This window comes from Mycobacterium innocens, assembly GCF_900566055.1.
Lineage (GTDB): Bacteria > Actinomycetota > Actinomycetes > Mycobacteriales > Mycobacteriaceae > Mycobacterium > Mycobacterium innocens.
The window spans coordinates 34,221-47,094 of the sequence record NZ_UPHQ01000237.1; the positions used below are offsets into that span (position 1 = coordinate 34,221).

Annotated in this window: 10 protein-coding genes; all 10 read right to left on the reverse strand. The window is 65.7% G+C overall.

The genetic code is table 11. The annotated features are described in order from the left end of the window. Positions 1-8 precede the first annotated feature (8 nt). Positions 9-1,712 carry an MCE family protein gene (locus EET03_RS22735; RefSeq protein WP_075540797.1) on the reverse strand — a complete coding sequence of 568 codons (1,704 nt, stop codon included), beginning with the start codon at positions 1,710-1,712 and terminating at the stop codon, positions 9-11. Next, entirely contained in the window at positions 1,713-3,077 is a 1,365-nt protein-coding gene (locus tag EET03_RS22740; RefSeq protein ID WP_082274389.1) for an MCE family protein, read from the reverse strand. Further along, a complete protein-coding gene (locus tag EET03_RS22745) occupies positions 3,074-4,483 on the reverse strand; it encodes an MCE family protein (protein WP_099193750.1) in 1,410 nt (469 codons plus the stop codon). Before EET03_RS22745 ends, EET03_RS22740 begins: the two co-directional genes overlap by 4 nt. Then, entirely contained in the window at positions 4,483-5,604 is a 1,122-nt protein-coding gene (locus EET03_RS22750) for an MCE family protein (RefSeq protein ID WP_075540798.1), read from the reverse strand. Before EET03_RS22750 ends, EET03_RS22745 begins: the two co-directional genes overlap by 1 nt. Then, positions 5,601-6,641, reverse strand: coding sequence for an MCE family protein (locus EET03_RS22755; protein ID WP_075540799.1), 1,041 nt, complete (start codon positions 6,639-6,641; stop codon positions 5,601-5,603). Before EET03_RS22755 ends, EET03_RS22750 begins: the two co-directional genes overlap by 4 nt. Continuing rightward, complete coding sequence (locus EET03_RS22760) at positions 6,638-7,915, reverse strand: MCE family protein (RefSeq protein ID WP_082274391.1); 1,278 nt, start codon at positions 7,913-7,915, stop codon at positions 6,638-6,640. Before EET03_RS22760 ends, EET03_RS22755 begins: the two co-directional genes overlap by 4 nt. Before the next feature lie 11 nt (positions 7,916-7,926). After that, positions 7,927-8,772, reverse strand: a complete 846-nt coding sequence (locus EET03_RS22765; RefSeq protein WP_036414703.1) for an ABC transporter permease — start codon at positions 8,770-8,772, stop codon at positions 7,927-7,929. Between the two features lie 27 nt (positions 8,773-8,799). Further along, on the reverse strand, positions 8,800-9,606 hold the full coding sequence (locus EET03_RS22770; protein WP_075540800.1) for an MlaE family ABC transporter permease: 807 nt from the start codon (positions 9,604-9,606) through the stop codon (positions 8,800-8,802). A 343-nt stretch (positions 9,607-9,949) separates the two neighbouring features. Next, complete coding sequence (locus tag EET03_RS22775) at positions 9,950-11,155, reverse strand: CaiB/BaiF CoA transferase family protein (RefSeq protein WP_075540801.1); 1,206 nt, start codon at positions 11,153-11,155, stop codon at positions 9,950-9,952. Next, complete coding sequence (locus tag EET03_RS22780; RefSeq protein WP_075540802.1) at positions 11,152-12,702, reverse strand: aldehyde dehydrogenase family protein; 1,551 nt, start codon at positions 12,700-12,702, stop codon at positions 11,152-11,154. Before EET03_RS22780 ends, EET03_RS22775 begins: the two co-directional genes overlap by 4 nt. Positions 12,703-12,874 lie beyond the last annotated feature (172 nt).

The window sequence follows — 12,874 nt, forward strand, 5'->3', positions numbered from 1 at the left end:
CACCGGGATCACGCCGCCAAGAGCATGTCCATCCAGGTCTTGGGCGCCTTGACCAGATCTGACTGCCGATACAGCTGGCCATCGGGAGCGACGTAGCGACCAGTGCGGGGGTCGTACTGCGCCACGGCCAAACCCGGGCTCACTCGAGAACCGTTGTGGCCGAACGCACTTGGTGCAGCCTGCGGCCCGCCAACCGGGGCCGGGGGGGCGCCGTCCGGAACGTCCATCGGCGCGATTGGCGTCAGTTCCACCGGCACCGGCGGTTGCAAGTTGGCCGGCGGCGGTACCGACGATCCCGGCGGTATCGGTGGTTGCCCCAGGGGCACCGGCGAATTCGGCGGTCCCGGCGGCGTTCCCCGCGGCCCGGGCGATCCCGGTGGCAGCGGGGTGCCCTCCACCGGTCCGAAAATCCGGTCCCGGTAGAAGTTGACCCGGTCATCGGGCGGGATGCCCTGTGCGAGCAGGTTCGGATCCAGCGGATAGGTGCCGAAGACGTGCTGGCGCATCGCCAGTGGCTCGAAAGGCCGGTCGCTGTCACAGATTTCGACCGTCGGCGCGCGCTTGCCCGGGTGCTCGAGGCAGGGATAGTTCCGGGCACCGCGAACCGAAATCGGTGAGTCCTGCGGCAGCTTGCAGTACAGCCCGTCCGGGGTATCGATCGTCGTGGTGTCGGCCGGCGAGCGCCATTGGCTTGGCGGTAGGAACCCGACCGTGCAGCCGGGCGGATCGTCGACCAGAGCCGCGAAGTCGCCCTGGGCGTAGCCCGTCGGGTTTTTGGTGCCGACGAACGATTGAATCGCGGCAATGAACGGCGGCAGCAACACCAGTACCTGCTCGAGTGACGCGTGGTAGGTCACCGCGATCTGGCCGACCGTGGTCAGGTTGGCCAGTAGCACCGGCAGCGTCGGCTTGATCTGCCCGAGCAGTCGAGACGCCTCGTCGAATGCGCCGGGGCCTTGCTCCAGCAGGGTGCGGACCTGCGGGTCGTTGGTCACCAGTTGGCCGGAGACGCCGGCAAGGCTGCGCGCCCACAGCCGGATCGCGTCGGTGGTTTGCGCTTGGGAGTCCAGAACCGGCCCGGTGTCCTCGGTGAGGGTTCGGGTCCGGTCGGCGACACCGTTGAGGTCACCGGAAACCTTTGCCGCCGAGTCGAACAACGATCCGAAATCGTAGCCCGCCCCGTTGAATCCCTTGAATGCCTCGTCGAGCAACGCGACGAGCTTGTCCTTGGGGATGCTGTCGATCAACGCACTGGTCTGATCGAGCACCGGCCCGATCGGCTGCGGAATGGTGGCCTGGCTCATCGGGATCACCGATCCGTTGTGCAGATAGGGCGGCGAGTTGGTGCGCGGCCGCAGATCCACGTACTGTTCGCCGACCGCTGAGATGCTGCGCACATCGGCTTCCAGGTCCGCCGGGATCTTCGGCGAAGAACCAAGCGACAGCGTCGCATTCGTGCACGGACTGCGTGTGGGGTCGCTGCAGTGCGACGTCAGCCCCACCGCGGTCACCTTGCCGACCTGCACGCCGCGGTAGGTCACGTTGCTGAAGCGGTAGAGGCCGCCGGCCGCGGGCACCTCCAGGGTGACCGTTATCCGCCCGATTCCGAGCAGCGTCGGCGCCTGGATGTACATCAACACCATGACGAACACACCGACGATGCCCACGATCGTGAAAATCGCCAGCTGGATACGAACGAACCGGGTCAGCATTTACGAGCCCCCATCCGGTGGCTGCGTGGCGGTCGGCGGCGTGCCCGGCACCTGCGGACCGAATTCGGGTGTCGCCGGGCCCAGCTGTGGCCGCGGTGGTGGCGGCACCGGCGGCGGCGCGCCCGGCGGCGGCAACGGCAGCGGCACAAACGTTGCGGGGCCCGGCGCCGCCGTCGGCGTCAACGGCGCACCGACCGGCGGCGCCACCGGCCCAGGAGCGGATGGATTCCGCGGGTCGGGCGTGTACTGGTACTGCAGGTACTGCGGGTCCCCGGGCGCCGGCACCAGCTCCGCGCCCAACCGTCCCCAGTGGGTGCCCAGCAACAGCCCCTTGCGCAGCCGGGCGTTCGTCAGGTCGAGAACGAAAAACCCGTTGACGAAGTCACCTCGGATGGCTCGGTCGATGAGGTTCTGGGTGAACGGGTAGGTCGGCGCGTAGGCAAGGGCGGCGTCGAGCTCCGGCCCGACGTCGGCGAGCGCACCGATGGTCGGCTCAAGGTTTTTCAGATTCGTGACCAGATCGCTGCCCGCGTCGTTGACCAGCCTGGTGGCGGTGTCGCTGAACACCCTGAGTCTGTCCAACGCGGCCGTGATGCGCGGCCGCTCGCGGATCAGAACGTCCAGGGCGGGCGGCACCTTGTAGAGCGCCTGGGTGATGATGTCGCGCTGGCTGGCGAACGTGCCGGCAAGCCGGTTCAGTGCCTGGATCGACGCGACGATGTTGCCACGCTGTTGGTCGAGTGTTCCCACGAACCGGTCGAGGCGATCGATCAGGTCGCGAACATCGGCTGCCCGGCCGGACAAGGCCGCGTTGAAATTGTGCACGATGTCGCCGATTTGGGTGAAGCCGCCCGAGTTGATGACAACCGACAACGACGACAACGTCTGTTCCGTCGACGGGTACGTCGACGACTTGTCCAGCGGGACGGTGGCGCAGGGCGGCTGGGCGAGGTGAAGCCGGGCGCATTCGGCCGCCGGTTGCAACTTCCCTTCGCCCTGTTTTCCGGGCGGCGGATTGAGCTCGAGGTGCATGGACCCCAGCAGACTCGTCTGACCGACACTGGCAATCACGTTGGCGGGTATCACCACACCGTGCTTCACCGAGATCTCGACGTCGGCGTGCCAGCCGGTCACCCGCATCCTGCCGATGCTGCCGACCACGACGTCGTTGACCATCACCGGCGAATTCGACTCCATGGTGCCGACATTGGCGATCTCGACGTGATAGATGTCGGCACCCGAGCCACGTCCCACCGCGCCGGGCAGCGGCAGCGAGTTGAGGCCGTTGAATGCGCATCCGGTCACACTCAGCATGACGGCCGCGCCGAGGACCAGCACCCGGCGGGCCAACACCCGGGCGGTCACGGCTGCGTTCCTTCGGCTGGGAGCAGGCCGGGTATCGGCGCCGGCGACGGCGGCGGTGACTCGCCCGGGCGGGTGGGCGCCGGCGGCTCGGGCATTGCCGCGCCCGGTATCCGTGCCGGCGGCCCCGGCGGCGGCGGATAGTCCGGCGTATCGCCGGGCAGCCCGGTATAGGCCGACACCGCCGGTGGCAGCTCGGGCGGTCCGGGCTTGGGGCCCTCACCTCCGGGCGCCAGCCGCGGCTCGGTGTAGACGATGTTTTGCGGGTCCGCCGACGACGCCAGGATCAGGTTGATCGGAATAGGGAGATAGTTCCAGTTGAAGAGCAACAGCGGGTTGAACACTCGCAGTGCCGGACTGAGATACAGGCCGCACAGCTTGCCGGATTCGACGGCGGTGACGTTTTCGATGGCCCCGAGTTGCGAGCAGTAGAGGTTCACCGAATTGGCCGTGTTGTTGACCGTGAACGCGCCACGGATTGCCCCCATGTCGGGTTCGTAGTCGTTGTAGGCGTTGGCGAGTGCGTTCGGCGTGACGTGCAGGATGTTCTTGAGAGCCATCTTGTTGTCGACCAGGATCTGGGTCAGGTCGGCCAATCGCGCGATCTGCTCCGAGGTCGGATCACGGGTTTGCGCGATGAACCGTTGCACCTCACCGACGGCGCCCGCCAAGTCGGTGAGCGCGGCGTCCAAGTCGGATTTATTGTCGTCGAGCACATTGGTCAGCGTGGCCAGCTGGTTGTTGAACACCACCAGTTGTTGGTTGCTGTCGCGAAGCACCTTGACGAAAGTCTGCAGATTCTTGATGATGTCGACGATGTTGCCGCTGCCGTCGGCCAAGATCCGCCCCACCCCGGACAGTTCGGCCAGGGTCTGTCTCAGCTTCGCGCCATTGCCGCCCAGCGCGTTGGCGGCGCTGTCGATGAAGCGCGCCACCGAGGGCGTCGAGACTTTGCTGTTGGGCCCCAATTCCGTTGCCAGCCGCATTAGTTGGTCTTTGACCTCGTCCCACTCGACGGGTATCGCGGTCCGCTCGCGCGGTATCACGGCGCCGTCGGGCATGGTGGGACCGCTGGACCGGTAGGCCGGGGTGAGTTGGACATAGCGGGCCGCGACCAGATTCTGCGCGACGATCACCGCCTTGGCATCCGCCGGAATGGGGACGTCGTGATCGACGTGCATGACCATCTTGGCCGTGGTCCCCTCCGGATGGATGGCGGTGATCGTGCCGACCTTGATACCCGAGACCCGCACGTCGTCGCCCGGGTAGATCGCGGTGGTCTTGGTGAAGTAGGCGGTGATCGTCTTCGGGCGGAAGAACGTATTGCGAACGGCCACTGCGGCGCCCACGACGACCAGCGCTACCAACATGATCGCCAGCCCGGCCCGAAGCGTGGTGCGGGTGATCATCACGACCCTCCGGCGAAGGGCGGAAGGCCGGGCACCCGGCAGTCGGGGCACGGTGGAATGGCGTTGGAGGGGAAGGGGATCAGTGCTCGCGGACCGGCGGTGTCCGGTGGCTGACCGGGCGCTCCGTAAGCTCGGAAGCCGAAGAAATAGTCGAAGAACGGCTGAAAGAGCTCCATTACCAAGAAGTTCGGGACGAACGCGGTGTAGTAGAACCCGTTGGAGATGGCCTCGCCCTGGGTGAGCTGATACTTGGCCAGGCCCGGTAGCGCCTGCGAGAGATTGTCGCGGTTCTTCTCCAGCATCGCGATCACCGAATTCAGCCTGGTCAACGTCGGCGCCAACTTGCTTTCGTTGTCGTGCACCAATCCGGTCAGCTGTTTGGCCACCGCGGAGGTGTTGGCCAGCAGTTGCACAATCTCTTGTCGGCGGGCCACCAGGACGGACAGCAGGCTGTTGGCGTCGAGGATCAGCGTGTTCACCTGCGCGCTGCGTTGCGAAAGGATCTTGGTGACATCGGCGGCGCCTTGTAAGAGGTCGCGCAGTGATTTGTTGCGGCTGTTGAGGGTTTGCGACAGCCGGGTCACCCCGTCGAAGGCCGGGCCCAATTGCGGGGCGATCTGGTCAAGCGTTGTCGCGAGCGTGTCCAGCGACTGGTTGAGCGTATCGGTATTGGTGCCGGCGACATCGGTCGTGAGATCGCTGAGGGCGTCGCTCAACGAGTACGGCGAGGATGTGCGTGAAATCGGTATCACATCCATGGGATGCAGCTTGCCGCCGCCCGCCGATTCCAGGGTGAGCACCCGCTGGCCCAGCAGCGAACCGGTCCGGATGTGTGCGGTGGTGTCCGACCCGAGGAGCACCGTCCCTTTGATGGTGAACGTCACCAGTGCATCGCCGTTGTGCAGGGCCACATCCGAGACCGAGCCGACCTTCATTCCCGATATCGTCACGTCGTTGCCCTGGGCCAGGCCACCGGCTTCGGAGAACACCGCCTGGTATCTGACGGCGGTGGCCCGCTGGATCAGTTGCTCGGGCGACAGGCCGACGGCGATGACCATGATCACCAGCACGGTGCCGATGAATCCGGCCCGAACGAGACCGGTGCCGCGGTACTTGTTCATCGGTCTCCCTCATCGGGCTCCGCGCACCGCCCGCCTTCTTGGCGGTAGATGGGCGATACCACGGTCCGGTACTGCAGGTCGGAGACGCGAAGGCTCAGCTCGCAGAGGTAGTACGGAATCCAGGCACCGTAGGAGCCCAGCCGCACCAGCTTGCGGTAGTTGTTGGGCAGCTTCGCCAACGACACGTCGATCTTGTCCTTGTCCTGGTCAAGCAGCGGCGCCAGCCGGTTGAGCTGATCCACCGTGCCGGCCAGCGGCGGCCGGGCCCGGGTGAGCAGATCCGCGATCGACGCGGTTCCCTGGTCCAGGGCGTCGATAGCGGTGCCGATCGTATTGCGGTCGTCGGAAAACGCGCTGACGAGTCGCTGCAGGCGATCCAGCGCGGTGGAGAATTTGTCGCCGTCCTTGTCCAGCGTGGCAACCACCGCGTTGAGGTTGTCGATCAATTGCTGGACGGTTTCGTTGTTGTCGGCCAACGTAGTTGAGAACGACGACGTTTTCGACAGCAACGACTGCAGGGTGCCGCCCTCGCCCTGGAACACCTGTACCAGCGACGCGGTGAGCGCGTTGACGTCTTGCGGATTCAGGCCCTGGATAACCGGTTTCAGGCCACCCAGCAGCAGATCGAGGTCGAGCGCGGGCGCCGTCCGGTCGAGCGGAATCTCGCCGCCGGCAGGCAGTACCTTGGTGGATCCGGGACCGTCGACGAGTTCGAGATAGCGGTCACCGACCAGGTTGAGGTAGCGGACGACGGCCCGGGTGCCGGTGGTGAGCACGACGCTGCGATCGGTGTCGAACTTCACCCGCACCCTTTTGTCGGGCAGCAGCGTGACGCTGTTGACGGTGCCCACCCGGATGCCCGCCACGCGTACCGTCTGTCCGGACTTGAGTCGCGAGACATCGTTGAAGACAGCGGAATAACCATTCGTCGAACCCGTGCGGTACTGACCGAAAATGAAGAACAAGAACACCGTCAGCACCGTCATGATCACGGCGAAGATGCCGAACTTGACGATCATCGGGCGTGAGCTGCTCATCCGGGCTGCCCGATCTGCATCGTGTTGCGCGGCGGCCCGTCGAGTGGCCCGTACAGCAGCTGTTTGAGGGCATCCGAATTCAGCAGCAGGTGCGGGTTTCCGTACTGCCAGGGGTTGGCGCCGACGTCGGCGACCACGAACGGCGGAGCCACGTCAAAGGGCACCACCGGAAGCTCCCAGCACTGCGGGCCACCGGTCGCGGCCACCTTGGGCAAGTTGACCGGGTAACGATATCGTTCGGCCCCCCACTCGAAACCGACCAACACCAACACGCCGGGGGTGGGCAGCGGCGGCGCGTGCAGATTCACCAACGACCCGGCCAGACCGCAATACAGCGCTTGGTGGTATTCGTTGGTCAGATTGGTGGTCGGCACCAGCAGATGCAGGACATCGGTGAGCGCTTGCCGGTTGCCGCCTATCACGTCGTTGCCCATGTCGGCCAGACCGATCGAGCTGATCAAGAAGGCGTCCAGGTTGCGTTGCTCGTCGAGAATCGTCTTGCTGATCCGGATGGCATTGTCGGCCGTGGTGACCAGGTCTTGCGCGGCGTCGGCATAGGCGTTGCTGACCGTGGGCAGGACCTCGAGGTCGTGGCGAAGCGCCGGAAGACTCGGATCCTGGGTGGCCAGGAAGTGATCGAGATCGGACAGCATCTGGCCGATCTCGTGGCCGCGGCCGTTCACCGCCGACGCGATGGCGCCGAGGGTCTCGTTCAGTTTGGCGGGATCGATGGAGTTCAGCACCGAGGTGAGTTGCTGGAAAACCGTGTTGATTTCGACGGTGACGTGCTGGCCCTCGAGCACCGCACCGGCGCGCAGCGGCCGCGGCGACGGATTATCGGGCGGCACCAGCTCGACGAACTTCGCGCCGAAGACGGTCGTCGACGCGATGTCGACGAGCACGTTGGACGGGATGAGATGCATCTGCGACGGTTGCATGGCCAGGTGCAGCACCGCTTTGCCGTCCGGCCGGGATTCGATCGAGGCGACCTTACCCACCTCAACCCCGCGCATCTTGACCTTGGAGTCGGGGTTCATCACCAGGCCGGCTCGCGGCGAAACCACGGTCACCGGCACGCTCTCGGTGAACGAACCCCGGAACAGACCCACCGCGACGGCGGCGATGCCGGCCACCACGACGACGGTTGCCAAACCCGCCAAGGGGCGAACATAGGACCGCACGCCGAAGTGCCGGCCGGGTGACGCCGCGACAGGCCTTGCGGCGCTGGCGGTTTCCGAACGGTGAAGGGGACCCGGCCCGAGGTTCTTCGTCACTGTCGTTTCCCCTAGCCCGACAAGTGGAAGTTGCCGTTGGAGCCGTAGATGGATAGCGACACCAGCAGTGTCACCGAGACGACCACGACCAGCGAGGTGCGTACCGCGTTACCGGTCGCAACCCCGACACCGGCCGGTCCGCCCGAGGCGAAATAGCCGAAATAGGTATGGATCAACAAGATGGTCAGTGCCATCAGCACCGCCTGCAGGAACGACCACAACAGGTCGATCGGATTCAGGAACGTCGTGAAGTAGTGCTGATAGAGGCCACCCGATTGGCCGAACAGCACCACGGTGACAAATTGGCTGGCGAGGAAGGACAGGATGACGGCGATGGAATACAGCGGGGTGATCGCGAGCATCCCGGCGACGATCCTGGTGCTGACCAGATATGAAATCGGGCGGATCGCCATCGATTCCAGCGCATCGATCTCTTCGTTGATCCGCATCGCGCCCAGCTGTGCGGTCACGCCGGCGCCGAAGGTGGCGGCCAGCCCGATTCCCGCCACCACCGGCGCTGAAATGCGAACGTTGATGAAAGCGGCCAGGAATCCGGTCAACGCTTCGATGCCGATATTGCCCAGCGAGCTGTAGCCCTGGACCGCCAGCGTGCCTCCCGCGGCCAACGTCAAGAAGCCGACGATCACCAGGGTACCGCCGATCATCGCCAAAGTCCCTGCACCCATGCTGATTTCGGCGACAAGACGAATGATTTCCCGCCGGTAGTGGGTGGCCGCGAACGGAGCGCCGGCCAGCGCCTTGCCGTAGAACAACGTGTGATCGCCGATGCGGCTCAACGTGCCGACCGGCTTTTGGAGTTGTCGCGTCAGTCGCGGATAGGCTGCTCGCAGTGTCACAGCGTGTCCCTAGGCCTCCCGTTGCGGTTATTTGGCTGACATGCGGATGCCGATAGCGGTGACAACCACGTTCACGACGAACAACGACATGAACGCGTACACCACGGTCTCGTTGACGGCGTTTCCGACGGCCTTGGCGCCCCCGCCGGATACCGTCAGCCCCCGGTAGCACGCAACCAGACCGGCGATCAGGCCGAAAAGCGCTGCCTTGACACAGGAAATGATCACCTCGGGCACCCCGGTCAACAAGGTGATGCCCGCGGCGAACGCACCGGGGTTGACGTCTTGGACGAACACCGAAAAGACATAGCCGCCCAGAATGCCGATGATGACGACCAGACTGTTCAACAACAGCGCGACCAATCCCGAAGCCAGCATGCGCGGGGTCACCAAGCGCTGCACGGGGTTGATGCCCAGTACCTCCATCGCGTCGATTTCCTCACGGATCGTTCGCGAACCAAGGTCTGCACACATCGCCGTCGCGCCCGCGCCGGCGACGATCAACACGGTCACCAGCGGACCGACTTGGGTGACCGCACCGAAAGCGGCCCCCGCACCGGACAAGTCCGCCGCACCCAGTTCGCGCAGCAGAATGTTGAGCGTGAAGCTGACCAGGACGGTGAATGGGATGGCCACCAACAACGTCGGCGCCATCGAGACGCGCGCGACGAACCACGACTGCTCCAGGAACTCCCGCCACTGGAAGGGCCGCCGGAACACGAACTTGATGGCGTCCGCCGACATCGCGAATAGCCCCCCGACCGCCTGCATGGGTTTGGACCCGCGCCCAAACGTGACGCCCGGTGACCAGCGGTCCGCCCCCCTACCGGTCATCGGTCCCCGGCCCTTCTCGCGTTGTGTGGCCAGTTGTGTAGCCAATGAGGCGCCATGCCAAGCTGACCCGGGCGGCGACGATCATCGGTTGCCCCAGAGGGCATGGGCTCGCCTGAAGAACGGCTACCGCCCTCACGCCAGTCCTCCATTCCGCTGCGTGAGTTGGTGCTTGCGAACAATGCCGGCCCAGCCCCCACGTCTTGCAAGCCTGTGGCGATTATGGCTCATGCCGCGCCCAGGTGTAACCGGAAACCCGTAACCGTTATCCGACAAGGCGGATCGGCTGCGACGGCTTCGAACAACGGGGGCATTCGGCATCGCGGGCTCGGGTCTCATGCGGGTCTCAGGTGACGGCGCCGGCCGTTTTGAGTTCGATGATGCGATCCCAGTCCAGACCGAGTTCCAGCAAGATCTCGTCGGTCTGCTCGGCGAATCCGGGTGCCGGCCCGGTATGGGGCGCGGTGACGTCGAATTGCACCGGATTGGCGACCAGCTCGAGTTGGCCGGCGCGCACCAGATATTCGTTCGCCCGGATCTGCGCATCGTCGGCCGCTTGCAGGGTGTCCTGCACCGGCGCCCATGGTCCCGCGAGCGTCGCAAAGCGTTCGCTCCACTCGGCAAGCGTGCGGGTTGCGATCACTTTGGTCAAGATCTCGACGGCATCGGCGGTATTGGCGGCGATGGTCTCGACGGTCGCGAAGCGCGGATCGTCGGCCAATTCGGGCCGGTCGATGTGCCGGCACACGTCGGCCCAGAACTTGGTGGGCTGCATCATCACGAACGAGATGTAGCGGCCATCGGATGTCGTATACAGCCCCACCAAAGGGTTGTTGGGCGCGCCGTGCACACCGGGCGGCGGCGCCTGCAATCGCTGGCCCAAATGCCTTGTCAACGCCACGGTGTGGCCCAGCGACCAGAATCCGCTGCCCAGTAACGACACGTCGACGACGGACGGTTCTCCGCTGCGCTGGCGCTTGAGCAACGCCGCCGCAATGCCGCCGGCGAGGTTGGTGCCGGAGATGGTGTCGCCATAGGCCGGCCCAGGCGGATTGATCATCCCGGCATAACCCATCGGAGTGATGGTGGCGGCGGTTCCGGCCCGGCACCAGAAGGCGGTCATGTCGTAGCCGCCTTTGGTCGCTTCCTCGCCGCGCGGGCCGAGCGCGCTGCCGCGGGCGTAGATGATCGACGGGTTCACCGCCCGGATGTCGTCGACGTCGATGCCGAACTTCTGTCGTGCGTCGGGCAGGAAGCTGGTCAGGAATACGTCGGAGCGGCGGGCCAATTCGTAGAGCACGTCTTTGCCCTCGGGCACCGACATGTCCAGGCCGATGCTGCGTTTGCCGCGGTTGGCGTGCTCGATGTTGGGGTTGGGGTCGCCCTCCACCCGCAGCATGCCGGTCTGCCGCAGGCCGCGCTGCGGGTCGCCGGTCACCGCATGCTCGACTTTGACGACGTCGGCTCCCCATTCGGCGAGCACCGCGCCGGCCGACGGGACGAACCCGTACATGGCGACTTCCAGGACCCGGATGCCTTCGAGGGGGTTCATCCGGGGCTCCCCTCAGCCGGCGACGCCGGCCCCGCCGGAACGGCAAAAGTCTTGCGTTCCAAGAACTCTTCCAGGCCGGCGACCCCCATCTCGCGGCCGACCCCGGACTGCTTGAAGCCGCCGAACGGGCTGTCCGCGCCGAAGTAGTTGCCGCCGTTGATGGAAAAGGATCCGGTGCGGATCCGGCGGGCCACCGCCAGGGCGCGACCCTGGTCGCGGCTGAAGACCGCACCGGCCAAGCCGTAGATCGAGTTGTTGGCGATCCGCACGGCGTGATCATCGTCGTCGAACCCGATCACGACGAGCACCGGACCGAACACCTCCTCCTGGGCGATCTCGCTGTCCGGGTCCACGTTGGTGAGCAGGGTAGGCGCATAGAAGTAGCCGGGATCGAGTCGCTTGCCGCCGGTGACCAGGGTCGCGCCGGCGGCGATGGCGCGCTGCACCATGCCGTCGACCTTGTCCCGCTGGCGTTCGTTGATCAGCGGACCCAGGTATGTTTTCGGGTCGGCCGGGTCGCCGTGCCGCACCTTGGCGAAGTTCTGCGCGATGAGTTCGACGATCTCGTCGTGGTGCTGTCGGGGCACTAATAGCCGCGACGTGAGTGCGCAGCCCTGGCCGGCGTGGGTGACCATGCTGAACGCCGCGAACATGGCCGCGCCGGCGAAGTCGGCGTCGTCGAGCATGATCACCGCGGACTTGCCGCCCAATTCCAGGAACACCCGTTTGACCGTCCCACTGGCCGCCGCCATGATTCGCCGGCCGACCGCCGTTGACCCGGTGAAGGTGACCACGTCGACATCGGGACTGGTGGTCAACACCTCTCCGACGGCGGCATCCGAGGAACTCAGCACGTTCACCACGCCGGCCGGGATGTCGGTGCACTCGGCAATCAACTCGCCCAGCGCCAACGTGACCAGCGGGGTGTCCGGCGCGCCCTTGAGCACGACGGTGCAGCCGGCGGCCAGCGCCGGGGCCAGCTTGGCCAGTGCGAGCTGGTTGGGGTAGTTGTAGGCGATGATCGCCGCGACCACCCCGGCGGCTTCCTTCTCCACCCAGCGGTGATGGCGCATCCCCCGCGATTGGATGTCGCCGAGGTCTTCGGAGAACTGATAGCTGCGCAGCAGGCCGGCGTAATAGCGCACGATGCCGATCGGCTCGTCGAGTTGCGCTCCATGGGTCAGGGCGCGAGTGGCGCCGACCTCGGCGATCGTGAGTTCCCGCAACTCCTCGGCATGGTCGAGCAATGCCTGATGGAGTTGGTCGAGACAGCGCGTCCGCAACTCGACGTCGGTCGACCAGGTGGTGGTGTCGAAGGCACGGCGGGCCGCCGCGACCGCTGCCTGGGCTTCCGTCGCCCCGGCGGCGGGCGCATACCCCACAACCGCGCCCGTGGCGGGATTGATGGAGGCAAAGGTCGTGTCGGTGGTGAGCAGCCGGCCGTCGATCAATAGCCGCCGGCCGGCCCGTGACTGACTCGGGGCGCCGGCCAGCCCGCCGGCCGTTCGCCCCTCCGCGATGGTTCCCGCCGTCTGCTGCGTTGGCATTGCGGCCCCCTCGGTGTGCTGACGGTCACGGTAATTTCATTCTCATCCTTTGCGAATCTTACATTCGCCATTTGAGAGTTCAAGAATGCCCCGTCATCGGACCGACCTGCCGTGGTGCTAAGCAATCGCTCAGCGGCATCCCAGTTACGGCGTTCGGCGCAGGCAGGACCCG

Coding starts and splice junctions, on each gene's coding strand:
- EET03_RS22735 (WP_075540797.1), bottom strand. CDS start 1,712: ATGCTGACCCGGTTCGTTCGTATCCAGCTGGCGATTTTCACGATCGTG.
- EET03_RS22745 (WP_099193750.1), bottom strand. CDS start 4,483: ATGATCACCCGCACCACGCTTCGGGCCGGGCTGGCGATCATGTTGGTA.
- EET03_RS22780 (WP_075540802.1), bottom strand. CDS start 12,702: ATGCCAACGCAGCAGACGGCGGGAACCATCGCGGAGGGGCGAACGGCC.
- EET03_RS22775 (WP_075540801.1), bottom strand. CDS start 11,155: ATGAACCCCCTCGAAGGCATCCGGGTCCTGGAAGTCGCCATGTACGGG.
- EET03_RS22755 (WP_075540799.1), bottom strand. CDS start 6,641: ATGAGCAGCTCACGCCCGATGATCGTCAAGTTCGGCATCTTCGCCGTG.
- EET03_RS22750 (WP_075540798.1), bottom strand. CDS start 5,604: ATGAACAAGTACCGCGGCACCGGTCTCGTTCGGGCCGGATTCATCGGC.
- EET03_RS22770 (WP_075540800.1), bottom strand. CDS start 9,606: ATGACCGGTAGGGGGGCGGACCGCTGGTCACCGGGCGTCACGTTTGGG.